Origin of the sequence: Staphylococcus carnosus (genome assembly GCF_900458435.1) — a bacterium.
GTDB lineage: Bacteria > Bacillota > Bacilli > Staphylococcales > Staphylococcaceae > Staphylococcus > Staphylococcus carnosus.
The window spans coordinates 162663-188133 of the sequence record NZ_UHCT01000001.1 but is presented as its reverse complement, the minus strand read 5'-3'; the positions used below and the strand labels follow the sequence as shown (position 1 = coordinate 188133).

Below are 25471 nucleotides of genomic sequence, written 5' to 3'. Positions count from 1 at the left end.
CATTGATATATATTGGAAGCGTTTTCTTAATTTAAACATAGATAGGGAAATGGTGCAATTTGAGGTGGAGAAGTGGAAAAAGAAAAAACATCGAGTCCGCGGGGGAGTCGATGTTTTGATTTAATATATAATTACATAATTCTTCTACTATTGTTTAGTAATTCATTCCACTCTTTTTCTAAATCATTGTCTAACTTTCTTAAATTAGAATGATACTGATAAACGTTAAGTGTTTCTTTAAAAGCAGCCAAACCAAATCTAGCCCATCCAACTATATTCATTCTAGAGAACATCACAACCAAATTTTGGCCTCCACCTGAACGGGCAAAAGCATCTATGCCATCAACCATACATAGGGAACCATGACCAACGAGTAGTAATCTGTCAATTTCTCTACTTCTATTAATTTTCAAAATATCTTTGACTGATCTTTTGTGATAGAAAATTTCTTTGATAGACCAAAATATTCTAATAAATATTTCGTTTAGAGCGACGGGTATTGCTAAAGTAGTCGCAAATCTTAAATCGTACCCATCTTTAAATACTGTTTCGGCTATTTTTGCAAAGGTTACTGGAACTCCATTTTTATCTTTCACATTAGCTGTCATAAGTTGAGTTAAAGCGTAAAAAGGTGCCGGTACACCTGCTCCGATTTTATTCGCATGCCCCCTAGTACCGCTAGAACCTGCTACGTCAGAAAATAAATGTCCCAACCAATTTAGAAAGCCACAAACAATTTTAGATTTAAAATCTTTACCTTTTAGTTCAAATTTTCCATTTGGATTTTTAATAATTTTTATTTTACCGTTATCTATTACAGTGGTAGTATCCATGAATTGGTCTAATAAAGAGAAAAATAAACCTATTATATCGGGCTGATGAGCTAATGATTTAAGATGGTGATTTAGAGGGTTTAATTTTATATCATCACTAGATAACCCCAGGTCTTTAGCATATCTCGCATCATAATTCACACTAAATCTCTCTTCTAAATAACCTATGGCACCACTTACAGAATCAAATTTTTTAGTTTTATTCTTTACCAAATTGCCATGTTTTTTATCATATTCATATATAAAATCAGCAAACTTTTTTACTATGCTGTCAAACCCTTGTTGAACTTTTTGATTTAAAGTAGAGTCTTGAAGATTATTTATATTTTTACCCTTTATTTCACGGAATCTTCTTTTTTTCGCTTTTAAAGGTTCTCCTATAATGAATACATCGATTAACCCACATAAAATTCCAGAAAGAGAAGCATACATATAATCATACTTATCTAATTTCAAATCTTTCAAGCCGTATTGATTATCAATAATATCTTCTATTTCTTTTAATTCTTCTTCCGTTAATAATTCTTTAAAAGGGTCTGCATGCAAGTCTATCCAATAATCATTAGCATAATTCTTATTATTTAATAAAAATTCATCCCAATCATCATTAAATTCAACATAATCTAGTTGTTCATATTGGGTTATGCTCGCATTTATCTCTTCCAGTTCATCTGAGTTTAAAGTCATTGCTTCCTCTATGTCTTCCTCAGCAAAATTAATTTCATAATCATCTAGGTTTTTTTCCATATCCTCGAATATTTCAATTAATTCATCTAATTCTTCTGAAGTATTAAGTGCATCTTCATTTAAATTATCAAATTCTATCTCTAATTCTTTCATTCTCAAACTAAGTTTGTCTTGTTGGTCAGCTTGAATATTATTCAAATGTGCTAAAAGTTCAAGTTCTTCATCATCAACTCTATTTTTTTTAATCATAAGATTTTCTTCTTTCTAAAATTTTACTTTACACATCAACAAATCAGTCATTCTATTACTTGGCAATTAATTAATTTATTACTATTTCACTATTTTGAGGGACATTTATTAATGTACTTTCTTCTCCTAAGTTCACTACATCATTTGCAACATTTTTTTGGCTTCTACCTACTTTTTTTGCTATTCTAGCTAACTTTTTAACTTTTGCGTCGTTTATTTTATTTTGCAAAATGGAATTAGCTAATTGTTCAATTAAACTATTATTATCTTCTATTAGATACTGTAATTGTAATTGCTTGTTTTTTACAATTTCTTTTAGCATTAGTTCCCTATGTTTATTGTTTTTTTGTTGATTTTTAGTGCCTATAATATTTTGAAAACCCTTATATGAGGCTATTCCAGCAACTGCTATAGGTCCAATACCAGTGAAAAGAGAAGAAATACCTATTAGACTCCCCATACCAAGCAATGAAAAACCCGAAGTTATTCCTATTGCACTGACGCCACCTGTTCCTGTAAGAAACAAAGCAGCAAGGGGCATACCTACTAATTTTGCATTTGCATTTAAATCTTTATATTTTTTTGCTATCTCTTTATCATCTAGCTTATTAGTTAAAATATCTTGAGTTTGTTTGTAAGACATAATAAAGAATTCTACTTGTCCATCTGTCACATTATATTCGTTAATTATTTTTGTTAAAAATTTATCTTCTTTCCAATATTTATTTTCCTTTAACATAAATATTGAAATTATATCTTTAACTAATGATTTTATGATCAATTCGAATTCTTCTTCATAACAAGATTCCTCAAGATAACTTATTAATTCATCCGTACTTTGCATTTTTTCCTCATTCATCATATACATTCTTAATGGAATTCTAAAACTTTTATCAAGTTTAACTCTTACAACAAAGTTGATTATTTCTTCATATTCTTTAGAATCAATAATATCATCATCAAAAAACGCATAATTACAAAGTATTTTAATATAAGCAAATTTTTCCTTGTCACCCAAATCTTCAAGTGGAGTTATTTGATTTTTTTCCGAAAAATCATTTCCAGCATTTTCGACTATAATTTCATTTACTAATTTGGCAAACAAATGTGCATCTATATAATCACTTGAAATATCTGAAATTTCATATTTATCACCGTTTTTAAATTTGATAATATTATAAGGTAGTTTTTTATCTTTTTTTATTCTATTTTCTATAATAACTTCTTCAATTTCTGAAAAATAGATAGTAACCGGTTCTGTTAGCATTTCTTTTATTACTATTTTTTCTCCACTAAAATAGATTCCTTCTTTACCTCTTCCAGTAAGAGAAGTATCAATTATACCTAATAGATATTCTTTTGATATAGACTTTTTCGTAACTTTTTCTGCATTTCCCAACACTTTTTCTGCTATATTAGGGGCAATATGAAGTTTTGTAATATCTGCTTTTTTCGCTTGGCTTTTTATGTCATATAATTCTTCTTTAATTTTTTTAATATAATCCATTTCTTACTCCCACTTTCTATCTTTAGAGATACTCCTTTTAAATAAAGCGCTTACTTTTAAATGTTATTTTACTATATATCTTACTAAATTTAAGATAGTCATTATTTGTCTAACTTAGTAATTTTAAAAGTTATTTTTTTAGCGTTGTCACGCCTTAATGAAGATATAAATATATTAACTTCCAAGATACAGAAGCTAATATGACTACATTTTAAACCCAAAAAAATCGCTTTATTTTTTCGAAAATTTCACGTAGTTCATTTTCTAATTCACGATAGAACTCTTCTTCATCTTGATTTTCGTCATATTCTATTACAAATATCATGTCGATTAGTTTTCTCTTTTGTTCGTCGGTTAACTTGAACATGCATATCATCCTCTCATCTTGGATTACTTGTATCATACACATGCCCCCAGACAAATTTTGTCTACCTCAATATTGATCTATCATCTTTTTTAACTCTTCTAAATATAATTCTTTTACTGATTGTGGAGATAATACTTTCACTTTACTTCCTTGAGAAAGCAGCCACATTATAATGCCGTTACCTATAACTTCAATTTCAACTTCAAAGTGATTATTTTCATAATCTTTTTTAAGTAATTTTGCAGTTGGAAAGCGATCCATGACTGATTCTATAATTCCATTATTGAATTCAAATCTTACGCGCTGCCATTTTCCTCCATACATAAAGTAAATACGTTGTTTCAGTTCTCCTTCTTTAAAATAAGGTGAATCTGGAGTGGCAATTCTTTTTTTAATACCTTCATATTCGAGAATCCGATCTAAACGATAAATAATAACTTGTTCTTTCTCATTCACACCTACAACGTAAAAATAAAGTTCTGAAAACGTAATATACATTGGCTTGATTACATGATGCTTAACCATATTCATAGCATTCGAATATTCAAATGATAGTGATTGACCGTTTTGAATAATGAGATTGATATCCCATATTTTGTCTAATAGCGGTTCCTCATGAATCATGGGGTGATAGTGCGTCATTTCAGAAAGGATTGCTTGCTCAATAATAATACGGTCCTCTGGTTTTAGACGTTCTGTTAAATGTGCAACTGTTTTATCTATTTCTTCTTTAGTAAGCCCTCTTGCTGCCATCAGCATTTTGATAATGGCCAGTACTTGTTTTTGATCAATGTTTTGATTGCCGTTATTAAACATCTTAAAGGCATTAATTTTATAATCATATTTGATATATAAATGTTCAGTTGCCTCGTAGCTACTAATAAATTTATTGAGCTCAGAAATATACCTTTGGATTGTTCTATCTAACTTATTATCAAAATATTGACTTATTGTAGATTTTGTAAGTTTTTCGCCGTCTAAAAAACGTAAATATAATTCAAGTAATTGTATAGATTTCGCCATTTTGAAACCACCATTCCCTCTATTTCAACAAATTATATCATTAAATTTAATGATTTTATTTTTAAGTTTTTGTAAATACAAATAAACTACACAATATAGACAAAAATTGACTATCTATACATATACAATAAATGTATGAGAGTATTGCATTAAGTATTTTGTAGTGTACTTATACTTACTTTTGCTAAAAGCAAAAAATACAATAAAGAAGGGATAAGGGAAATGAATTTTCAAAACGGTTCTGAAAATCCTCAAAGATTTCAAGAAGTACCAAAAGATGATCGCACAATGGCAATGGTAATGTGGATTTTAAGTTTATTCACAAGTTTTATAGGTCCTTTAATTATTTGGTTAATGAAAAAAGATGAATCTCCTTTTATCAACCAACAAGGTAAAAACTATTTAAATTATGCTATTAGTTATGCAATTTACGGAGTAGTTTCGTACATTTTAACTCTTATTATTATAGGTATCATTCCATTAATTGCTATCTCGATTGCAAGTATTGTTTATACAATCATGGCTATTATTGCCGTTAACAAAGGCGAAGATTATGTAGTACCATTCTCACTTCCAATCATTAAATAGTAGAACCTAAACAAAGCAAGCCTTGGGATGGCTTGCTTTGTTTGGTGTATATTCTATTTACTTCAAATTATTTCTCATTTTTTTAAATAGAGCATTCATATCATCATCTATCTTCTTAAAGAATGCATCATTTTCTAGTTCTTCATTCGTTTTCAATAAATTTTCTTTCATTAGCAAAGCATAATGACGATTTATTGTCTTATATGCTTCAGCAATTTCTTTTTGTAATTTGTCGTCCTCGAATATCACCTGTTCCAACTGTTGTTTAATTGCTATCATAGGATTGTCATCATTGTGTATGCTCATTAAAAATAGGTGTTCAGTAGTTTTAAGGTCAAAATTCATTATCATAGCATCAATAATTTCTTCCTCTTCTTCTGGATGGATAAGATCCATTTTATTTACTACAAATAATGTTTTGTTTAAATATTGTTCTTTATCTTGAATAAAATCTACTTCTGCTGTACATCCAGCATGGTCTGCACTACATAAAAAAATATGAGCAGCAGCTTCTTTAATTTGAGTATCAATATTTTCTTCTTGTACTTTACTGAGTGTCATAATACTAGGTGTATCTACAATAACAACATCTTCTTTCAAAAAATTTGAGTCCAGAAAAATTTCCAAGTATTCAACTTCACTTAAATCATTTTCACTCAATCTATTTAATTTATCGTTATCAATTGTAATGATTTCTTTGTTCTTCAAATAAAGTTTCGTTACCTCAAACCCATGTATCAGATCTGAATGTTTGATATATGTTAATACTTTCGTAGGCTTTATCGGCAGTATGTTTTGATTTACTAACGTATTAATAAATGTAGATTTCCCAACACCATTATTCCCTGTAACTACGATTTTGAAGTCTTTCATTGAAAAAGCTTCTTTAATTTTTTCAATTTCCGAGATGTTTTCTCCCAATTTCAAATCTGATTTACTTTGTTTAATATACTCTAATATAACCTCAATCGCACTCGTAATTTCATTTTTATTTTCAATATATTTTTCTTTATATTCTTCCAAACATTTCCCCTCCATTTAAAAATTGCAAAGTGATAATCTCAATTTATCATCCTACCTAGTCAAAAAAATGACTACCTTGTTATTTACACTTAACGTAAAAATATGTAGGTGTTTTCTATGATTAAATTCGAACGCTATGAGCTTATTTACAAAGAAAAGAAATATGATAACTTCTTGGCCCAGAAGATTGCTAAACACTTTTATTATGCACGAATCAAAAGAAAACCGATTATTAAATTATGCAAAGAGGTAGAGATTAACCGAATGATTCAATAAGGGGACCATTTTGTATAATATTTCACTGTCTGATATACTGCGTTTAATTGCATATTGCATGTTTCTACAATAACAGCATCAGAAAGGAGCATCAGTATGGACGAACAAATTAAACATTTTATCAAGACACTATTCAAAAACATTGAGAGTAGTGTAAACGACCCTTCAAACCTTTCTCATAAGATAATATTTACAGTACTTATTATTGTAGTTTCAATTTGGCTTCATCTCATTATTCAACGTTTTTTAAAGACATATGCTTCTGATCTTAAGATTTATCGTTTCTTACGCAGATCTATCAAAAATATTATTATCGTTGGCGCTATTATTTTGCTTTCAGCAACTTGGATTAATGCGATGAACTCGTTGATGGTTATCGTCTTATTATTTGCAGCACTTGTGATTTTTTCAGTCAAAAAATTGGCTGTAGAACTGGTCGCATGGGTTCTCTTATTAAATAAGCGCCTATTTCGTTTATATGATCGTGTAGAAATTGATGGTCATATCGGGGATGTTATAAAAATATCTCCTTTACACTTTAAACTTGCAGAACGTGCAGCTGGTTTATCAACTGAATCACCAACTGGTAAAGTGATTAATATTCCAAATCACATTTTACTAGAAAAAACACTTACTAATTACGCTAATTTAACTCAAATTAATTGGCATGAAGTAGATTATCATTTAACTGTCGATAGCGATTGGCAAACAGCTAAACGTATATGTGATAAAGTGTTAGCAGATTATGTTGAAGAATTTAAAGGAGGTTACTCTCCTAAGGAATTGAGTGAAATCAAAGCTGAAATTTCTCTTTTCGACGGTTCACTGGAAGCTAAGACAAAGCTTCTTGTAGAGGATAATATGATAGTAATCAGTTGCTATTTCCCTGCTTACTATACAGATGGGAGTACTGTTAAATCTGATCTGAATGAGAAAATATTACCGTATCTCACAAGAGATAATAATATTGAACTCATCGGAGAAAAACTACGTTTGGATATTGTGGAATGGCCGAAAGAGAAATGACTATTTTATAAAAGCAAAAGAACCATCTCAATTTGTGTACTGAAGTGACCCTCTAAAATTGAACCCCAAAATTCAAATTTAGGGGTGTTTATTTATGAGCAAAACTTGCTTGTTCTTTCATGTTGCACCTTCCTCTTATTATTCGGTTTTAAATTTTATAATTTGATTATACTGAACTTTTATATAAAATATTAGTTTTATATAAAATTAACCCTTTAAAAGAAAATATTTAGTCTCCTCCTATAATTATACATATTTGGAAATATTATTTTTTCTACTTCGAAAACTTACTAATATTAACTTGCAATACGCATGGTAAAATATAATTTGCTGACATAAAAAAGTTTCACTCTATTCTCCATTAATTAATACAATCATTTTCCAAAAATTCCACATAATGGTGTATTAATTGTGAAAGCGCTTTAATTTAAGATGAAATTAAAGAATTTAATTGGAGGTCAGTCATATGTCAAATTGGCTAGAAATTGAAAACAAAGTGATTATTGTAACCGGGGGAAGTTCAGGAATCGGAAACGTGATTGTAAAAGAGTTATTAGATAATGGAGCCGTAGTTTATAACGCAGATATTAAAGGTAACGACTTATCTCATAAAAATTATCATTTTATCCAAACAGATGTAACTAACAAAGAAAATGTTTCAGAAACTGTTAAAGATGTTATTCAAAATGAGAAAAAAATCGATGTTCTAGTAAATAATGCAGGTATCAACTTACCTCGTCTACTAACTGATTCTAAAAAAGAAAAACCCGAGTATGAAATAAATGAAAAAGATTTAGATTTAATGTTTGCAGTGAACTTGAAAGGGCCGATTTGGTTTAGTCAATCAGTTGCTGAACATTTTATCGAAAATAACTCCGGTACTATTATCAATGTTTCAAGTGAGGCTGGACAAGAAGGGTCAGAAGGACAAAGTCTATATTCAGGAACAAAAGCAGCACTTATTGGATTAACAAGAAGCTGGGCAAAAGAATTAGGGAAGTTCAATATAAATGTTGTCGCAATTGCCCCTGGAATAATTGAAGAAACAGGTTTAAGAACTTCTGAATATGAAAATGCTTTAGCTTATTGCAGAAATACCACAGTAGAAAAATTAAATGGGGATTATTCTAAGTCTATTCCTTTAAGAAGAGTAGGAAAATTAACCGACATAGCTGATTTAGTTTGCTACTTAAGTTCAAACAAATCTAGTTATATCACTGGAACAACTATTAACATTTCAGGCGGTAAATCAAGAGGTTAATCCCCAATAAATAGAGGGGGTATAATATGCCGCTAAATCAAAAACACTTTAAGTTGGTCCAAATTTTATTAAAGTCAAATTTACCAATAGATAAAGCAGCTGTTGAATTAGATATTTCAGAAAAAACAATTACAAATTATATCAAACAAATCAATCGAGAATTCGAAAACATCTTTTCTATCAGAAAAAGAGATTCTCTTTTAGTTTTAACTATTATGGATGATCAAAAATTTTGGGATGAATTGAATAAAGATAGCTTTTTAAATAATGATTCTGAAAGCATTTTAACAAATCGCTTAGGAAAATTATTCTATGAATTGATTACAAATGACATATCTCTTATTGATGACTTGAGCGAGAAACTATATTTAAGCAGAACTGCACTTAACACGTTAGTAACAGAACTTAAAGAAAAAATAAAAGAATACAATTTACAAATCATAGGAAAGCCTAATGTTGGGATTTCTTTAAAAGGCAAAGAAATTTATATTAGAAAATTTGCAATAGAAAAGTTGCCGAAAATTCTCAATGAGGAAGAATTACCTCAACCTTTAAACGAAAAATTAGATAATCTTAAAAACACTATGAATCTGGATACTCAAACCTTTTTCAACCTTCAAAATTCAATCAAAATTACATTGCTTAGACTAAGCAAACACAAATTCATTGAAAAAGATAGCTTTAAAAATACAGATACAGCCATTTTTAAATCCAATGAATTTAATACCTTGAATTTTCTAAATGAGTATATATCTCAAACTTATACAAGTAGTACTTCAAATTACGAACTTCTTCTTATTGCTATACAACTTTTAGGCAGAAGAGCTTCACTAATGGAAGAAATAATTAATGAATCAGATGAAAAACTCATTATGAAAATAATTAACAATACCATTAGAGATGTAAAAAGATATTTCGATATCCAAATAGATGAAAATCTATTCAACAAAGATATTAAACTTCACATCAAGCATCTTATCAATAGATTGATTTTTAATATTAAGTTAGAAAATAATGTTTCTGCTGAAATGGATATTCAATTTCCATTTGCCTTTGAACTTTCAAAAATCTTAGGTGATAGTATTACTAAATATACAGGATTATCTATTTCAAAACCTGAATTAGGGTTTTTAACAATATATTTCAGTGTATATTTGGAACAATTAGAGCAAAGATTTTCAGATATGAAAAATATAGGTATTTATACAGATGGCGGCCTAAGTACTATCAAATTGCTTTCTAGTTATCTTTATAAAATATTTGGAAAAGATATTTCCATTGAAGCTATTGAAAAAGCTGATTTGAGTATCGTGGAATCTGAATATGATTTCATTATTTCTACTCAACCGCTAAATCGTTTGTTCAATAAAATTATATATATTGAAAATGTCTTTAATGAAAAACACTTCAAGCTTCGCATTGAACAATTTTTGATTTATAAAGATATTAGCAATAAAGAAGTCTTTAATAGAAGCGTAATATTAGATTTTATTAATGAACGAGATTTTTATCATTTATCAGATGCCGATGACTATTATTCAGTTATTCAGTTTTTAGCTTCAGAAATGATTGATGAGCAACGCGTAGATAGTAAGTTTGATCAAACGATTATAGAGCGCGAAATATTAAAATCCACAATAAATAAAGCTGTGGGTTTTCCTCACGCTACTCATTCAATGGAAGGTATCCAAATCAAAGTAGCCTTGTTAGATAATACAATCAAAAGTTACCCCGACTTGAAAATGGTTATATTAATTGCTACGCCAAAAACTATAAATAATGAAGCTTTATTAATCAGAATTTATGAAGAAGTATTAAGTATCACTAAGAACATGTATTTAACAAAGAAAATTACAAATCAGACTGATTTTGAGGATTTTGTATATTTATTAAACGAAGAGATGAGGGATTAATCGTGTTTATTATTATGTTAATTATTTTAGCTGCTGTGGGTTTTGTAATTCAATACGGTTTAGGATTCTTACAGATCAAACATTTTACCAAGCATTATACTGAATTACGTTCTAAAGGCAGAGTAGCTATCGGAAGACGGCCTTCAATCTTTAAAGCAGGAACGCTTGTTTTACTTCAACTCAATAATAAAAATGAAATAGAAGATGCACGATATATGCAAGGTGTTACTGTATTTTCCAAAATTAAAAAGCTCAAAGGGTTAGAAGGTAAAAAAATCAAAAAGCTCAAAGATACAGATTTAACTAAATACAATAAATTACTGATTAAAGCTATATTAGATGCTCAACACACATTTAATGTTATTCAAAACGGTGGCACAATCGAAAAAATACCTTCTCCTATTATGAAGGTAGTAAACAAAGTAAATCGTATATTTAAAAACGAAAGGGGATTAAAAAATGGATTACATCGTTAAATTCGCTGAAGGTTTTATCAAATTATTCCAAACAGGAGCAGATACGTTTATTGACTGGATGGGTTCTATTGTACCTTTAGTGTTAATGTTATTAATTGCTATGAATACGTTAATCCAATTAATTGGTGAAGATCGTATTAATACTATTGCCACAAAGTCATCTAAGAACCCACTAATGAGATATTTAGTTTTACCATTTTTAGGTTCATTTATGTTAGCTAATCCAATGGTTCACTCATTAGGAAGATTTATGCCTGAAAAGTACAAACCAAGTTATTTTGCTTCCGCTGCGCAATTCGCACATACAAGTAATGGTATTTTTCCACATATTAACCCGGCTGAATTGTTTATTTTCTTAGGAATCGCTCATGGTATTGAAAAGCTAGGATTACCAACAGCAGATTTAGCTGTACGATACCTCCTTGTTGGTTTAGTTATGAACTTCATTGGCGGTTGGATTACAGACTTTACAACAAGTTATGTAGAAAAACAACAAAACGTTAAATTAAGTACTGAAGTTAAAATGGAAGGATAAGGTGAGCTGCTATGAATGAAAAGGCTAAAATTGTAAAAGGTTCTGGTGGTTTTGGAGGTCCATTAATTATTGGTGTAACAGGCGAAAAAAATAAGCTTGTTTATATCACAGGGGGCCATCGCCCTGAAATTGTAGATAAAATTGCTGATATTACAGGAGCTGAACCAGTCAATGGGTTCGAAACTTCTGTTCCTGAAGAAGAAATTATGGCAGTAATTATTGATTGTGGCGGTACTTTAAGATGTGGTATTTATCCAAAAAAAGGAATTCCAACAATCAATATTATGGCAACAGGAAAAAGTGGTCCTTTAAGACAATATATTACTGAAAACATTTATGTTTCTAACGTAGGAGTTGAACAAGTTTCTCCGTTTTCTGAAGAATCTACAGAGAACAATAATACAATTGCTGCTACTAAAGAGCAAGGTGAAAAAGAAAGTGAAAGCACGCCTAAATATTCTAAAGATAAAAAAATCATGGAAACACGTGCCGAACAAGAAAATAAAAGTTTATTAACAAAAATCGGTTTAGCTGCAGGTAAGGTTATTAATACGTTCTACCAAGCCGCTAGAGATGCAGTAGAAACTATGCTCTTTACTGTTATACCATTCATGGGGTTTGTAGCATTATTAATCGGGATTATTCAAGGATCTGGTATAGGAGATTTGTTCGCTAAAATTATGTCTCCATTAGCAGGAAATATTTGGGGATTAATGGCAATCGGTTTCATTTGTTCCTTACCTTTCTTAAGTCCATTATTAGGACCTGGCGGTGTAATCGGACAAGTACTAGGAACACTAATTGGCGTTGAAATTGGAAAAGGAAATATCCCTCCTAATTTGGCATTACCTGCTTTATTCGCAATCAATACACAAAACGCTGCTGACTTCATTCCTGTTGGTTTAGGGCTGGCAGAAGCAGAAACAAAAACAATTGAAGTGGGTGTACCTTCCGTTCTCTATTCAAGATTTTTAAATGGTGTGCCTAGGGTATTCGTTGCTTGGTTAGCAAGTTTCGGATTATATAAATAACTATTTGCTCAAAATAAATAAAAAGATATAAAGGAGTCATATTTATGTACCAAACTGAAGTTATTAATTTAGGACAGGACGCAAATGCATTTGCTGAAGAAAAAATGGTGATTCTATTCGGCAGTAATGCGCCGGCAGAGTTAGAAGATTATTGCTATATTATCAATGTAAATCCTGTTGAAGAAGATATTACAGAAACAAATAAATTAATTATTGATGATCAAACTTTTGAGATTACTAAAGTTGGTAATGCAGTGAATAAAAATTTAAATAACTTGGGTCATATTACATTGAAATTTGATGGTAGTACGGAAGCGGAACAATCAGGGACATTATATTTAGAAGATACAGAGGTTCCTAACATAGATGTTGGAAGTAAGATAACAATAAAGTAGCATACAAAAGACAACTCATCTTGAAAGATGAGTTGTCTTTTGACATTTATAGTACATATTAAATAGTAATATTTCATTTCTATTTAATATAAAAGCTTAAAAAAGTCGAAAATTTCGAGATGAGTTTTTTGCCCTGATACTACATTTCAATGACCTTTTTAACTAGAAATATATTCTTTCATTACTTTTTTCATATTTAAATATTGCTCTGTTATTACAAAGTCTCTATTTTCGTTATTAAACTCATTTTTCAATCTAAAATGAATTTTAAAACTTCCTCTACCATTTACACTTTGAGGAGTTATTAATGCATTATAAATATTTTTTCCTAAATGAGAATCAAATCCTCTAGTCAAATAGTAATAAGAAACTTGCTTATAATCTAATTTGCTAATTTCATTATAATATTTAGAATCGAATATATATACATTTTCATCTTCATTTAAATAATGGTCAAGTTCTAATGAATAAATATTCTCTGAACTTGCATCAGGTATAAATAACCTGTTTTCAAAATTCAATTTAGGTGTCAAACGAGTATCAGAAAACTTCAAATATTGTCCTTTTGAGTCCATACCTATAAAATAATTGTTCAAATAATTTTCTACCATTTCTTCCCAAATCAAACTAAATGTATTTGCCTTAATATATAGATTTTGACTTCCACCATCAATATTTTTAAAAAAAATTATTAAGTTCTTAATTAACATCTTATCTTTATCTTTGAATACTTCTCTAGAATATTTATGAAGCTTTTTCAAAATTATATCTTTTTTTGAAAAATCAATATTTGAATAATCAATTCCAGTCTTATCAAATTTAATTATATATTTCATCAAATCTATAGTTGAGTCTATAGCAAAAGCCATACATTTTGTTATAAATACATCTTTATTTTCTTTTTTTTGAATAACCATAGGAAGATACATTACACTTTTTTCATTAACTATTAGAGGAGAATTTTCAATTGTTTTCTTCCAATTAATTTTGCCGCTATAACCATATTTAAAATTATCGATTGTTTCTGAAAAAAGCCCGAATTTTTTATAGTATTCGTATATTCTATAAAAAGATTTAAATGGAAAAGACGAAAATACATCTTTTGCAATACCTAAACTTCTTTCAGATTTTTTGGTGGCAGACTTTATTATAACTTTTAACAGCAGTCTAATATAATATTTTCCTTTGATTTTTTCTATATATTCTCTATTCAATTCTTCTTTTCCAAAAAAATGTTTGGGAAAGCAAGCTAAAACTTTCCCATTTTCAATTATAATACCAGTGAAATTAGACTTAATTGTTCCTTTTGAAAAATAATAATCTTCATTTTCAAAAGCATTCTCAAACTCAGAAAAAACTTCTGTCGGTATTTCTCTACCTTCCTGAATAAAATTTATTTTTTCTTGCATAATCTATACCTCGTTATTAATAAAGCTATTGTATAAGGACATGAAAGTTGTAGAAAAGAAATTTCTTTTGTTTATTGCCCACTCATATAACGTACTAAAACTATCAATTTCTGAGTTAAACAAGCTGACTTCTGAAAATGATGCTTTATTGACATCTGTCCATAAATAATGTATTAACTTCCCTGTTATTTGCTCATAATTTTTTAGAAGAGCTTCTTCAGAATTCTCATATTTATTATTAAATTTTATAAAAAATTGGCCTAATTGTTTATCTTCCGATAATTCCAAACCATTTTTTTCCATAGGAGCAACTATAAAATGATTCAAAGTTCTAATTAAATCAACCCATCTCATTGAAATTTTCTCGCCATTATTTTGAAATAATGAAAAGTTGAAATCATTCAAATTCTCGTCTTCTTCTTTTATTTTTGTTGAAACATATACGTGTTCAAATCTTCTTTTAAAGGCTGTATCCATAACAAAAACATTTTGATCGCTTGTATTGACTGTACCTAACAAAAATAAATTACTCGGAATAAAAATTTTCTTATTTTTATCCTTATAAATATATTCAGCTATCAATGCGTTATTAATTTGGTACTCGCTTTTCCCTAAATTATCTCGATCCAATAATTGGAATAAATCTCCAAAAACTGCAGCTACATTAGCCCTGCTCATTTCTTCTAAAATTAAGAAAACAGGCTCTTCGGGTTTTTGAATTGCCGATTTTAATGCTTCTGTAAATATATTTGGTACGAAATCATAAGTTATTTCAGAAGTATCTTTACCGCTATTTTTAACAGAAGGCATTACTTGTCCTATGAAATCCGAATAGCTGAACTCTGGATGCAAGGTTGTTCGGTAAACATTAGGATGATTTATTTCATCAGAATAATTCTCTATTCCATTATTTTGAATAAATGTTTTCAAATTAAAAGATTTCCCAGTACCTGGAGCACCAAAATAAATACGATTAATTCCCTTTGTTTTTAATTCCGCTTTAACTTCATTCTCCACATTGTTTGCTTTCCTATCTTTTCTCAAAACATTATCAGCTTCAAATTCTAAATCTGCATCATGCTTATATAATAAATATTCATTTTTAGATAAATAAAGTGAGTATTCTTTTTTAGTATCAGCTTTAACTCTATTCAATCTTTTTTCAACTTCTTCACGTGAAAAAGTTTTATATTCTAAATTGCAATATAATTTTAAAAGATGTGTTTTATCTTTTCAAATAATAATCGAAGCTCGTAATTCTGTCTTCTCCAGATATATGTTACAGATAACCATATAATTCATTAAAAAATTCGACATTCACTATATCAAAAGCTAAGTAATTTATTTCTCCCCATGTAGGACTAAATGGAAACGAATTAATATTTTGACTACAAATTACTTTTCTATCGCTTTCACTTTTGAATATTTTAATATCGTCTATATCATTATCAAACTGTTTCAATAAATAGGGAGAATGAGTAGTTATAAACACCTGTGTTTCACGAGAAATTTTTCTAAAAGCATTGATTATTTTAGCTTGTGCTTTCGGGTGCAAAAAAGTTTCGGGTTCGTCTATAAAAAATAAAAGTTGCTTAGCATTCTCTTTGTTTACTATATTAGAATATACTTGTATTAAGCTCATAGCTAAAGCTCTTTGCATTCCTGTTCCTTTTTCACTAACTTCTGTAGTGATGTTATTTTCAGTTAAATTTATTGTGCCATGTTTTAAAAAATTATTCATATCTGGTAATTCGAATTTAAATTCAACTTCTGCTTCACCATATTGCTCACCAAGTATTTTTTGCAACTCTTTTTCTGTATCATGTAGCGAGCTTTTCAAACCTTCATCGCCAAAGGCTTTTTCATGAGCTTTAATTAAATCTTTATAAACTTTCGAATGCTGAAAATCTTTAGTTATACTATTAATTAATTTTCCCATTACTTTTGTTTTTCCAAAATCTCGGTACTCTTCATTTTTTATATCCGAGTACACAAACTGAGCATCAAACAGGGCATTTATCGTTTTGTCGATACCAGTGGGATTCTCAAATTGATTTTCTTCATTATTCCAAGTCCGAATATTTTTAATATCTAAATCCTTTTTTCTACCGTTTTGGACTATTGAATCATTTTTCGAACTTCTCTTAATTGTAATATTGAGAGTTTCGTTTTTTTCATATATATAATTTTTATATTTTTTCAATTCATTATTATTTACAATGCCTTCTATATCATCACCGCTTAATGTGATTTCTACAGCTATCTCTTCGTTTTCTTTTCCAATAGTAATAAATTCCGACTTATCTTTCCCATTCTGTATAAATTCTACAGCTTTAAAAACTGTAGTTTTTCCACAGTTATTATTTCCAACAAAAAAGTTTAATCCATCATTAAATTGTAATTCGTTATTTCCGTTGAAGCTACGAAAATTAGTTAATTTCATATTTGAAATATACATTATAAGTCTCCTAAAAATTATATTATTATATTAATTTCACTAATCTATCTTTATATCTGGTCTATATTCTCTATCGCTTTTACTTCACTGCCATCTGTATAGACTTTAATCGTATAACCATTATCTTTATTTTTATCATAGTACCAAGTATCTCCGCGTTTTTCGTTAGGTGTATTATGGAAGTCTGTAAACTCACTTGTACTCATATCATGCGGTGTCACAAAAACATGATCGACTTGGTTATTATTATCATAACTTACCGCAATATTGCCGTATTGATGTGCTTCATTCCCATTAATATCCATGGTACCTTCTGGTTTACCATAACTATGTTCAATACTGTCTTTCGTATCACCAATATAAAAACCATCATAGCCACTGCTATTATCTGCATTCATATAATTTTCACTAAAACTATCAGTATTGACGTTAATAGTGACAGGTTTTGTTTCTGGCAATTCATCTTCTTTATTCGTAGTACTTTGTTTTTGGTCAGATGTTGTTGAATGGTGATTATGACCTTTATCAGCATTTTTATTATTGTAAGCATTATAAGCGGCATAACCTATTCCAGAAATCAATAAAGCAATCACCAGTCCAATCACAACAAACAACCACGCAGGCTTCTTATGATTAGAAGATGGTCTTTGTTGTGGAACCGCACCTCCTCTGTTCATATCTGAACGTGACGGTCTCTCTCTTTGACTCTCTGGTACTTTTGTCCCGCATTTGGAACAAAACTTCTCATCCGGCTCCAAAGGCTTTCCACAGTGCGTACAGAACTTCACATTTAAATCCCCTTTCAAAATGGTTGTATTACAATAATTATAAGAAAAACACTAACAAGATACTAGATTAAAAAATTCTTTTAATCATATCTTTAAGATTAAATTAAAACATGAGTTTTACATCGATTTAAACAAAAATTTACAATCAAAAAAGACATTTCTAAAATTTAAATAATTAATTTTATTGTGATATAGATATCTATATATGAGTATGCTACTATGAAATTAATCGTAATACAATATTGTGTGCGAAACAAATAAAAATTTAAAAGTAAACAAGGGGGAACTAACTATGCATTGTCCTAATTGCGGTGCGCCTGTAGGTCCGGACGACCGCTTCTGCGGCGAATGTGGAACTGACCTGACAAAGTCAAAACCAGTAGCTGCTGCTAAAAAACAAGACCAACCTGACCCTTCCCGCACAAACGCCACATCAACATCACACGCTGAAACGCAATCTGAAACACAACATCACAGCCAATCACTTAAACATCCCAACATTGAAACACACACCAACCATACACAACAAGAACAACATACAAATTACAACCACACAGGACAACCCGCAACTTCAAACCAACAACCTACATTCAACTCAGAAAAATTCAACCAGCACGCAAATGACATCAAACACGAAGGCTCTACTTTCTTCAGCAAACTCTTTAAAACGCACGACAGTGTCGTAGCTGAAGATAAACCATTCAGTCTTAAATTTATCGGCATATTATCAGCCGTTTTCTTAATCATTACATTACTAGTAATTATGATTTTAGTACCTAAAGAAGTATCTTACCTCGGTGTCTCTAAAGGCGATGTCGTTTCTAATTTCTTCTTCAGTCTTGTACTCTTTATCGTACTTGGCTATGGTATTTTGGCACTCACTGCACGCTTAACAATTAAAGATTCAATCAGCTTTGTAAAATTATTATCTGATTTCGTCTTTGTTAATACATTCTCATTCATATTGTTTATTCTAGGTATTTTACTTTTGAGAATGGAAATTATCTCAATCGGTTCATTCCTAACATTATTAGGTATTATCAGCTTCTATTCAGCAGCAATTTATATCATTACAAAATACTCAAGCTTCCACGCTATTCGTATTCCAGTATTTTTCGGTATCTTGCTTTACATAGCATTACAGCTGATTGTTTTAATGATTTATGGTGAAATGGCACGTAATTCCTTAATGGAAAGCTTTAAAAACATTATGGATGACTTATCACCGTTTGGCGGTGGTTATTAATGCGTTACTGTAAAAATTGCGGACACGAAATTAAAGATGGTCAAAAGGTCTGTACGCAATGCGGAACGCCAGTCGATCAACATCAGCACCCTAGTCGTGCATCACAACACAACAACCATTCACCGCGTAAACCGATGTCACCTTTAGCTTGGGTCATTATCGCATTGCTGATCGCTATCGCAATCATTGCGGTTATTATATTCTTTGTCGGCAAAACACAAATGAGTGTGACTAAAAAAGCAGATTCAGTCGCTTCTGCGATTAAAAATGAGAATGCTGACCAACTGAAAAATAATGTTACTTCTGACGGCAAACCTTTAACTAAAGAAGAAGCCAAAGCCTTTTTAAATTTAATGAATGAATCTGAATTAAACAACAAAATGGCAAACCAAGTGAAAGACAAAGCTAAAAGCATGCAAGACAACCATCATGACAGCGGCTTAGTTGAATATAACGGCGAGAAAGTCATGGATATTAAACAAGAAGGCCGCAAATGGCTTTTCTTTAAGGATTATAAATTTGATATTCCAAGATACAATATTTATGTGGACAGCATGTCTGATATCGACGAACTGAAATTTACACGTGATGGTAAAACTCATACTGTCGGGGATAATGGTAAAGTTGGAGATTTCCCGCTTGGTTATTATGAACTGAAAGCAACTAAAACTGAGAATGGAAAAGATTATAAAGGACAACTCCAAGTCTTCTCTTCTCAACACACGAAACAAGCTAATCCAAACTTTAAACAAATTAAATTCTACGTGAACATCGACAACTCAGATATAAATGAATCAGATACAACGCTATACATTAATAATGAAAAACATGAAATGGATTCAAGTGAGGAATATGGACCTTATCCTCCAGATGAAAAAGTTGAAGTATATGCGGTGGCTGATGTAGAAGGTAAAAACTTTACTTCTGATAAAGAAATTGTCAAAATCTCTGGAGATGGCGATTCTACAGAAAATGTAGACTTATCATTCGATGATAATGCTATTTCAAAACATATCGAAGCTAAAGACAAAGAAAGCAGCAAAGATGACGACGATGACAGTAGTTCAAGTCATGACGAAGTAACTCGCGACAATGTTATCGACAAAGTTGAATCATTCGAAGGTCACCTTTTAGATACAGATGAATATACTTTCAAAGAACCAGAAAAAACAGGCGGTGGATGGGGCTTCTCATACACTGACAAAGACGGCGATTTAGCCGGATCTTATAAAATCGATAGCGATGGATATGTCAGAAAATACGACGAACATGGCGATGAAATCGATTCTGGTTACGGAGATTAATAGAAACTGCTCAGACTTTAAGGTCTGGGCAGTTTTAATTTTTAAATCTACTATGTATTAATCAAAAAGTTCTAATGTTACTTTTTCAATCTATAAAACATTTCGTCATCAGGTCCTTCATGGCTTAATTCACCACTAGAAATTCTCACGTATTCTCTTTTAATTATATTTTTATCTATCTTTTTAAATGTTGATTCCATTACCATATTTGGTGATTCTTCTTTAACTATAAATTTATCATTTTCATTAGTGTTTTCAACAGTATACTTATATTCATTTTGGTATTTATAACTAAAGTTTTTATCTGAGAATCTTTTCATAACTCTATTACTTTTAAAAACTAGATAGTTATTTTCTCCTGTTTTCAACGATGTGTTCTTCCATGACCCTTCTAAAAATTTATATTCTTCATTCTTCCCACATCCAACTAATAAAGCAACTAAAAACACGCTCAACATCCAGATTCTTTTCATTTATTCAACTCCTACTTTTTGTATCATAATATAAAATTATTGGTTGAAAATAATGATAAGGCTATATAGTTATTTAAGATAAAAATCTCTATTAGTAACTTTAAACTATTTAATTCACATTTGGATGCTAAATCAAATTATGGTAGTAGTTAAAATTAATATTTCTTTGTGTCACTACCACTTATTTTCTATATAATCATTTCATTTTTCCTAAATCGAACTACTCATCTTATTATCTTATTCAAAATTTAAACGTCTACGTTTGCTTTCTCAATGTGTATAAAGGATGTAATCGTGTTATAGTTCAATTGTTCAATGGTTTAATTCTTTGAACGAACGGAGGAGTTTTAATGAAAAATCCTGAAGGATTACAAAAACTAACAAATGAGTTTCAAGAATGTCAGGATGTATTAATTGCGATTGGTGATGCAACACGCCAAGCAATTATGATGGCACTAATAGAAATCGGCTGCAATGAAGGAATGCGTGTTGGTGAAATTACAGAGAAGACACATTTATCTCGCCCAGCTGTTTCTTATCACTTACGCGTATTAAAAGAAGCTAATGTTGTAACAGTAGAAAAAGTCGGCACAATGAATTTTTATTCCATTAACCCTGAAAATACGAGTATCAAATCTTTACAAAAACTAATTAATCACATGAATGATTATATTGAAGAATATTATGAACCACGTGAAGAAGGAGCGTTTTAATATGACAAATTTATTAGGTACAAAATTAGAACAACCGAATTTCACAACTAAAAATCGTTTTTACAAAGCATCTATGAGCGAAACATTAGGAGATAGTCATAACAGTCCTACAGTGAGTATTGTAAATTTATATCGTCGCTGGTCTCGAGGCGGTGCTGGCTTATTGATGACAGGGAATGTCATGATTGACCGTAATGCATTAGGCGAACCTGGCAACATCGTTATTGAAGATGAGCGTGATTTACCAATGTTGAAACGGTGGGCACAAGCTGGAACACAAGTAAATACAGAACTATGGATGCAGATTAATCATCCAGGCAAACAATCTCCAAAAAGTCTATCCAAACAACCGGTAGCACCAAGTGCTATCCCATTATCAGGTGGAATTGAAGGGGCATTCAACCCACCACGTGCGTTAACAGAAGAAGAAATTTTAGATTTAATTAAACGGTTTGGCAATACTGCTCGTATTGCGAAAAAAGCAGGATTCACAGGCGTACAAATTCACGCAGCACACGGTTATTTAATCAATCAATTTTTATCTCCGCATCATAACCAACGTAATGATCAATGGGGAGGCAATGCAGAAAATCGTATGCGCTTCTTGATGGAAGTGTATCGTGAAATGCGTCGCCAAGTTGGAGAAAATTTCCCTATTGCGATTAAATTAAATTCTGCAGACTTCCAACGCGGCGGATTTACTGAAGAAGAATCAATGCAAGTGTTAGAAGCTATCGATAAAGCAGGTATTGATTTGATAGAAATTTCAGGCGGCAACTATGAAAATCCTGTCATGTTTGAAGGTAGCAACGTACGCGAAAGTTCTAAAAAACGTGAAGCTTATTTCTTAGATTATGCTGATAAAGCACGTAAATTAGTCAAAGCACCTATTGTCGTTACTGGTGGTTTCCGCTCTGCTGAAGGTATGGAAGATGCTCTTGAAGGCGGTTCTATTGATATGGTCGGCATTGCAAAACCCTTCGCAGTAGATCCTGACCTGCCAAACCAAATATTAAATGGTACTTATGAAACGATTGAATTACCTAAGATTACTACTGGAATAAAAGCACTAGATAAAAAATTGTCTTCTGTACTTGAACTAAGCTGGTATGAAAAACAATTTGATTTAATGGCACATGGCAAACAACCTGATATGCATTTGAGCGTATGGAAAGGTTTATGGAATAGTATTAAGAAAAATGGCACAACTGCTTTCACGCAAAGAAGAGGATAACAAAGACACCAAGACAAAACCACATCAAAAAGCGAGGAGTTAATGATGGCTTATACAAATCAAAAAGCATGGAAAGCAATCGAAGCACATTTACCTGAAAAATTTCACTTTAACGAAAACTACAAACCTGAAGAAGAATGGTGGAATTGGAAAGGACACCGTGCACATTTAGATACGTTCCGTAATAAAAATGCGGATGCTAAAATCATTTTATTACATGGTGTTGGTACAAACGGACGACAACTCTCTTTAATCGCCGGTGGTCCTTTATCTAAATTAGGTTATGAAACGATCGCAATTGATATGCCGACTTATGGTATGACCCAAGTTAAAAAAGGGACAGTAGTTACGTACGATGACTGGGTGAATCTAGCATCAGACTACATTGATGAAGAAAGCCAAAAAGATAATCGCCCTATTTTCTTATACGGACTAAGTGCAGGTGGTATGGAAACGTATCATGTTGCTGCTAAAAACAAAAAAGTAAAAGGCATTATTGGCATGACATTCTTAGATCAAAGAAAACAAATGGTACGAGATGAAACAGCCCATGACATCTTTATGAGCCGTGTCGGCATTCCGGCTGCTGGGGTAATGCGTAAAATCGGATTAGGCGGTATTAAAATTCCGATGAAAGTAGCCTCTAAGATGTATACTCTAGTAAACAATGATGATGTTTTACAAGTCATGCTGCATGATAAAACGTCAGCTGGTAATTTAGCTACAATGACTTTCTTAGATTCATATGGCAATTATCAACCAGCTATGGAACCGGAAGAATTCGATACTTGCCCTTTATTGCTGACACAACCAAGTTTAGATCGTTGGACTCCTAAATTTTTAAGCATCCCTGTACTTTCAGGTTTGAAGAAAGCGGACCATGAAATTGTAGATTTAACAAATGGCGGTCACTATCCTGTAGAACAACCGGCACTTGATCAATTGGTTGAAGCGATTAATCAGTTTGTTAAAAAGTATAAATAGAGGTAAGACTGAAGTTTGTCTGAAGTTAGAGTGACAGACGTGTTAAAAAGCATGCGTTTCCTACGTTGAAGGATACGCATGCTTTTTATATTATCTTTACTTATGGGCTTCTCCCCTACTCCATTTCTCTAGCAAAAGTCGTATCACCATCAGAGAATCTTTGTGCGAAATCAACTAGTATATCTTTATACGTATCTACTGATTGAATATCAGCATATTCATCATCACCGTGCCAATTCGCACCTGATGGACCAAATTCTATTGCAGGTACACCATGCTTCATGAAATAACCTGTATCAGCATATCCATGTTGACCAAATACTTTAGGGGGCGGTTCGCCTGTTGTTTGTTCAATACTGCTTAACAATAATTGGATATGAGGGTCATTGATATCATTATCTACTGGAATTGAAGCGTGGTGTATTTCTATATCTGCATCAGTCACACTTTGAATTTCTTTTAAAATTGATTCTTTAGACTGTTTAGGGAGGTAGCGAATATCAATAGACATTTCACATGCATCCGGAACAACATTATAAGCTTCGCCACCTTTAATTTGTGCCAGGTTAATAGAAGGACCATCGTAAAGATCATCTGACTCTTTAGCAAATGGCAAGTCTAAGATAGCTTCGTATGCTTTATATGCTTTCACAATCGCATTTTCACCTTCCCATGGACGACTGCCATGTGCAGCTTTTCCTGTGAAATGAAGATCTGCTTGTAAAATACCTTTTGCTTTATATCCAATACCGAGTTGCGTAGGTTCACCACAGATAACAAAATCACCAAGATAACCATGATCTGTAAGGTAAGATGAACAATAGATACCTCCGATTTCTTCATCTGTTACAAGTTGAAGCTGTACTGAGGTCTCACCTAAATCCTTGTTCTGCAATTCTGAAACAGCATTCATCATCGCACTGACGCCTGCTTTCATATCTACTGACCCGCGTCCATAAATTTTGTCACCTTTAATTTTGGGTTCGAATTGTTCTGGCTGACCGCTAACCACATCAACATGTCCGTTAAAAATAAGTCTGTTCTTGCCATTGCCGACTGTACACACCAACATTTTGTACCCTTGGTTTGTAATTATTTCTGGATGCAAACCATTACTTTCCAACCATTCTTTACAAAAATCAATCGTGTCGTTTGCGTTTCCTAAGTTCGAACCTTCGAATTGTATCAATGTTTCAAGTAGCTCTAATGTTTGTCCCATATTTTCCCCTCCTAAATTATCTATCATCACCACTGTCTCTCTAATCTATATATAGTTATATTACCTTTTTATATAGAGAAAATGTAAATAAGAATTAAAAAAACTGACAACTTCCGAGTTGTCAGTCATATCATATATATTTATTTATCATTTTGGTCAGATACTGTGATAGTTATCTCATTTTCATTATCCACATCAATAAAAATTGTGCCGCCTTCTTCGAGTTCACCACTTAATATCTTGTCTGTGAGATTGTCTTCAATCAATTTTGTAATGCACTGTTATATTTTTCAAACTTTCCTTTGTCGTTTTTTTATTAAGAATAAATTCTTATCTTTTTTTAAATTTTATACAACTTTTTCAATAACCTTAATTAAAGCAGATTAGAGTGTCACTATTTATCCCCTCAATTAAATTTTTTATACTTCACAACAATTTTAGTTTACACCCATC

25 protein-coding genes are annotated in these 25471 nt (G+C 31.1%); 13 read left to right on the top strand and 12 right to left on the bottom strand.

Annotation, left to right across the window (positions count from 1 at the left end; genetic code table 11):
- Nucleotides 1-131: 131 nt before the first annotated feature.
- The 4 genes from DYE31_RS00810 to DYE31_RS00795 all read right to left on the bottom strand — a co-directional run bounded on the left by DYE31_RS00810 (nucleotide 132) and on the right by DYE31_RS00795 (nucleotide 4666).
- A complete protein-coding gene (locus DYE31_RS00810) occupies nucleotides 132-1769 on the bottom strand; it encodes a hypothetical protein (RefSeq protein WP_015901549.1) in 1638 nt (545 codons plus the stop codon).
- A 70-nt stretch (nucleotides 1770-1839) separates the two neighbouring features.
- Complete coding sequence (locus DYE31_RS00805; protein WP_015901550.1) at nucleotides 1840-3276, bottom strand: hypothetical protein; 1437 nt, start codon at nucleotides 3274-3276, stop codon at nucleotides 1840-1842.
- Nucleotides 3277-3487: 211 nt separating this feature from the next.
- Nucleotides 3488-3643 carry a hypothetical protein gene (locus tag DYE31_RS12645; RefSeq protein ID WP_156768918.1) on the bottom strand — a complete coding sequence of 52 codons (156 nt, stop codon included), beginning with the start codon at nucleotides 3641-3643 and terminating at the stop codon, nucleotides 3488-3490.
- 66 nt (nucleotides 3644-3709) lie between these two features.
- Nucleotides 3710-4666, bottom strand: a complete 957-nt coding sequence (locus tag DYE31_RS00795; RefSeq protein ID WP_015901551.1) for a helix-turn-helix transcriptional regulator — start codon at nucleotides 4664-4666, stop codon at nucleotides 3710-3712.
- A gap of 222 nt (nucleotides 4667-4888) precedes the next feature.
- Between DYE31_RS00795 and DYE31_RS00790 the strand changes: the two genes are divergently transcribed.
- Complete coding sequence (locus DYE31_RS00790; protein ID WP_015901552.1) at nucleotides 4889-5254, top strand: DUF4870 domain-containing protein; 366 nt, start codon at nucleotides 4889-4891, stop codon at nucleotides 5252-5254.
- Between the two features lie 57 nt (nucleotides 5255-5311).
- On the opposite strand, the gene DYE31_RS00785 is transcribed toward DYE31_RS00790, so the two are convergent.
- Nucleotides 5312-6277, bottom strand: coding sequence for a dynamin family protein (locus DYE31_RS00785; RefSeq protein ID WP_015901553.1), 966 nt, complete (start codon nucleotides 6275-6277; stop codon nucleotides 5312-5314).
- Nucleotides 6278-6649: 372 nt separating this feature from the next.
- Here DYE31_RS00785 and DYE31_RS00780 point away from each other — a divergent pair, with 372 nt between their 5' ends.
- From DYE31_RS00780 to DYE31_RS00750, 7 genes are all read left to right on the top strand, one after another.
- The gene (locus tag DYE31_RS00780; RefSeq protein ID WP_015901554.1) at nucleotides 6650-7579 is read left to right on the top strand and encodes a mechanosensitive ion channel family protein; all 930 of its coding nucleotides are present in this window, start codon (nucleotides 6650-6652) and stop codon (nucleotides 7577-7579) included.
- A gap of 466 nt (nucleotides 7580-8045) precedes the next feature.
- Nucleotides 8046-8840: an SDR family oxidoreductase gene (locus DYE31_RS00775; RefSeq protein ID WP_053464606.1), complete on the top strand. Its 795-nt coding sequence runs from the start codon at nucleotides 8046-8048 to the stop codon at nucleotides 8838-8840.
- A 26-nt stretch (nucleotides 8841-8866) separates the two neighbouring features.
- On the top strand, nucleotides 8867-10753 hold the full coding sequence (locus DYE31_RS00770; protein ID WP_015901556.1) for a BglG family transcription antiterminator: 1887 nt from the start codon (nucleotides 8867-8869) through the stop codon (nucleotides 10751-10753).
- A 2-nt stretch (nucleotides 10754-10755) separates the two neighbouring features.
- Nucleotides 10756-11229, top strand: a complete 474-nt coding sequence (locus tag DYE31_RS00765) for a transcriptional regulator GutM (RefSeq protein WP_015901557.1) — start codon at nucleotides 10756-10758, stop codon at nucleotides 11227-11229.
- Nucleotides 11213-11764 (top strand): PTS glucitol/sorbitol transporter subunit IIC, encoded by a 552-nt coding sequence (gene srlA / locus DYE31_RS00760; protein WP_015901558.1) that lies wholly within the window; start codon nucleotides 11213-11215, stop codon nucleotides 11762-11764. The genes DYE31_RS00765 and srlA overlap by 17 nt, the downstream gene beginning before the upstream one ends.
- An 11-nt stretch (nucleotides 11765-11775) precedes the next feature.
- Entirely contained in the window at nucleotides 11776-12795 is a 1020-nt protein-coding gene (gene srlE / locus DYE31_RS00755; protein WP_015901559.1) for a PTS glucitol/sorbitol transporter subunit IIB, read from the top strand.
- A gap of 44 nt (nucleotides 12796-12839) precedes the next feature.
- The gene (locus DYE31_RS00750; protein WP_015901560.1) at nucleotides 12840-13190 is read left to right on the top strand and encodes a PTS glucitol/sorbitol transporter subunit IIA; all 351 of its coding nucleotides are present in this window, start codon (nucleotides 12840-12842) and stop codon (nucleotides 13188-13190) included.
- Between the two features lie 158 nt (nucleotides 13191-13348).
- Here the strand turns inward: DYE31_RS00750 and DYE31_RS00745 are convergent, their stop codons facing one another.
- The 4 genes from DYE31_RS00745 to DYE31_RS00730 form a co-directional block, all read right to left on the bottom strand.
- Nucleotides 13349-14599, bottom strand: a complete 1251-nt coding sequence (locus DYE31_RS00745) for an LlaJI family restriction endonuclease (protein WP_015901561.1) — start codon at nucleotides 14597-14599, stop codon at nucleotides 13349-13351.
- A 3-nt stretch (nucleotides 14600-14602) separates the two neighbouring features.
- Nucleotides 14603-15754: an AAA family ATPase gene (locus DYE31_RS00740; protein ID WP_050731424.1), complete on the bottom strand. Its 1152-nt coding sequence runs from the start codon at nucleotides 15752-15754 to the stop codon at nucleotides 14603-14605.
- Between the two features lie 124 nt (nucleotides 15755-15878).
- A complete protein-coding gene (locus tag DYE31_RS00735) occupies nucleotides 15879-17057 on the bottom strand; it encodes an ATP-dependent nuclease (protein ID WP_015901563.1) in 1179 nt (392 codons plus the stop codon).
- A 50-nt stretch (nucleotides 17058-17107) separates the two neighbouring features.
- Nucleotides 17108-17845: a zinc-ribbon domain-containing protein gene (locus tag DYE31_RS00730; protein WP_015901564.1), complete on the bottom strand. Its 738-nt coding sequence runs from the start codon at nucleotides 17843-17845 to the stop codon at nucleotides 17108-17110.
- Nucleotides 17846-18137: 292 nt separating this feature from the next.
- On the opposite strand from DYE31_RS00730, the gene DYE31_RS00725 reads away from it, so the two are divergent.
- Together DYE31_RS00725 and DYE31_RS00720 are read left to right on the top strand one after the other, a co-directional pair.
- Nucleotides 18138-19091, top strand: coding sequence for a zinc ribbon domain-containing protein (locus DYE31_RS00725; protein WP_015901565.1), 954 nt, complete (start codon nucleotides 18138-18140; stop codon nucleotides 19089-19091).
- Nucleotides 19091-20395, top strand: coding sequence for a TcaA second domain-containing protein (locus DYE31_RS00720; protein WP_015901566.1), 1305 nt, complete (start codon nucleotides 19091-19093; stop codon nucleotides 20393-20395). Before DYE31_RS00725 ends, DYE31_RS00720 begins: the two co-directional genes overlap by 1 nt.
- Nucleotides 20396-20472: 77 nt before the next feature.
- Here DYE31_RS00720 and DYE31_RS00715 read toward each other — a convergent pair whose 3' ends face one another.
- The gene (locus DYE31_RS00715; protein WP_015901567.1) at nucleotides 20473-20868 is read right to left on the bottom strand and encodes a hypothetical protein; all 396 of its coding nucleotides are present in this window, start codon (nucleotides 20866-20868) and stop codon (nucleotides 20473-20475) included.
- Nucleotides 20869-21218: 350 nt separating this feature from the next.
- Here DYE31_RS00715 and DYE31_RS00710 point away from each other — a divergent pair, with 350 nt between their 5' ends.
- Genes DYE31_RS00710 through DYE31_RS00700 form a run of 3 tightly spaced genes read left to right on the top strand, consistent with a single transcriptional unit; the run spans nucleotide 21219 to nucleotide 23799 of the window.
- Nucleotides 21219-21581 carry an ArsR/SmtB family transcription factor gene (locus DYE31_RS00710; protein ID WP_015901568.1) on the top strand — a complete coding sequence of 121 codons (363 nt, stop codon included), beginning with the start codon at nucleotides 21219-21221 and terminating at the stop codon, nucleotides 21579-21581.
- Between the two features lies 1 nt (nucleotide 21582).
- Nucleotides 21583-22815 (top strand): NADH:flavin oxidoreductase/NADH oxidase family protein, encoded by a 1233-nt coding sequence (locus DYE31_RS00705; protein ID WP_015901569.1) that lies wholly within the window; start codon nucleotides 21583-21585, stop codon nucleotides 22813-22815.
- A 45-nt stretch (nucleotides 22816-22860) separates the two neighbouring features.
- Nucleotides 22861-23799 carry an alpha/beta hydrolase gene (locus DYE31_RS00700; protein WP_015901570.1) on the top strand — a complete coding sequence of 313 codons (939 nt, stop codon included), beginning with the start codon at nucleotides 22861-22863 and terminating at the stop codon, nucleotides 23797-23799.
- A gap of 115 nt (nucleotides 23800-23914) precedes the next feature.
- Here the strand turns inward: DYE31_RS00700 and DYE31_RS00695 are convergent, their stop codons facing one another.
- Together DYE31_RS00695 and DYE31_RS12945 are read right to left on the bottom strand one after the other, a co-directional pair.
- Nucleotides 23915-25018, bottom strand: coding sequence for a M20 family metallopeptidase (locus DYE31_RS00695; protein WP_041613052.1), 1104 nt, complete (start codon nucleotides 25016-25018; stop codon nucleotides 23915-23917).
- A 140-nt stretch (nucleotides 25019-25158) separates the two neighbouring features.
- Entirely contained in the window at nucleotides 25159-25284 is a 126-nt protein-coding gene (locus DYE31_RS12945; RefSeq protein WP_015901572.1) for a hypothetical protein, read from the bottom strand.
- Nucleotides 25285-25471 lie beyond the last annotated feature (187 nt).

Coding starts and splice junctions, on each gene's coding strand:
- srlA (WP_015901558.1), top strand. CDS start 11,213: ATGGATTACATCGTTAAATTCGCTGAAGGTTTTATCAAATTATTCCAA.
- DYE31_RS00805 (WP_015901550.1), bottom strand. CDS start 3,276: ATGGATTATATTAAAAAAATTAAAGAAGAATTATATGACATAAAAAGC.
- DYE31_RS00790 (WP_015901552.1), top strand. CDS start 4,889: ATGAATTTTCAAAACGGTTCTGAAAATCCTCAAAGATTTCAAGAAGTA.
- DYE31_RS00780 (WP_015901554.1), top strand. CDS start 6,650: ATGGACGAACAAATTAAACATTTTATCAAGACACTATTCAAAAACATT.
- DYE31_RS00705 (WP_015901569.1), top strand. CDS start 21,583: ATGACAAATTTATTAGGTACAAAATTAGAACAACCGAATTTCACAACT.
- DYE31_RS00695 (WP_041613052.1), bottom strand. CDS start 25,018: ATGGGACAAACATTAGAGCTACTTGAAACATTGATACAATTCGAAGGT.
- DYE31_RS00770 (WP_015901556.1), top strand. CDS start 8,867: ATGCCGCTAAATCAAAAACACTTTAAGTTGGTCCAAATTTTATTAAAG.
- DYE31_RS00715 (WP_015901567.1), bottom strand. CDS start 20,868: ATGAAAAGAATCTGGATGTTGAGCGTGTTTTTAGTTGCTTTATTAGTT.
- DYE31_RS00745 (WP_015901561.1), bottom strand. CDS start 14,599: ATGCAAGAAAAAATAAATTTTATTCAGGAAGGTAGAGAAATACCGACA.
- DYE31_RS00810 (WP_015901549.1), bottom strand. CDS start 1,769: ATGATTAAAAAAAATAGAGTTGATGATGAAGAACTTGAACTTTTAGCA.
- DYE31_RS00700 (WP_015901570.1), top strand. CDS start 22,861: ATGGCTTATACAAATCAAAAAGCATGGAAAGCAATCGAAGCACATTTA.
- DYE31_RS00735 (WP_015901563.1), bottom strand. CDS start 17,057: ATGTATATTTCAAATATGAAATTAACTAATTTTCGTAGCTTCAACGGA.
- DYE31_RS00725 (WP_015901565.1), top strand. CDS start 18,138: ATGCATTGTCCTAATTGCGGTGCGCCTGTAGGTCCGGACGACCGCTTC.
- DYE31_RS00795 (WP_015901551.1), bottom strand. CDS start 4,666: ATGGCGAAATCTATACAATTACTTGAATTATATTTACGTTTTTTAGAC.
- DYE31_RS00775 (WP_053464606.1), top strand. CDS start 8,046: ATGTCAAATTGGCTAGAAATTGAAAACAAAGTGATTATTGTAACCGGG.
- DYE31_RS00710 (WP_015901568.1), top strand. CDS start 21,219: ATGAAAAATCCTGAAGGATTACAAAAACTAACAAATGAGTTTCAAGAA.
- DYE31_RS00750 (WP_015901560.1), top strand. CDS start 12,840: ATGTACCAAACTGAAGTTATTAATTTAGGACAGGACGCAAATGCATTT.
- DYE31_RS00720 (WP_015901566.1), top strand. CDS start 19,091: ATGCGTTACTGTAAAAATTGCGGACACGAAATTAAAGATGGTCAAAAG.
- DYE31_RS12645 (WP_156768918.1), bottom strand. CDS start 3,643: ATGTTCAAGTTAACCGACGAACAAAAGAGAAAACTAATCGACATGATA.
- srlE (WP_015901559.1), top strand. CDS start 11,776: ATGAATGAAAAGGCTAAAATTGTAAAAGGTTCTGGTGGTTTTGGAGGT.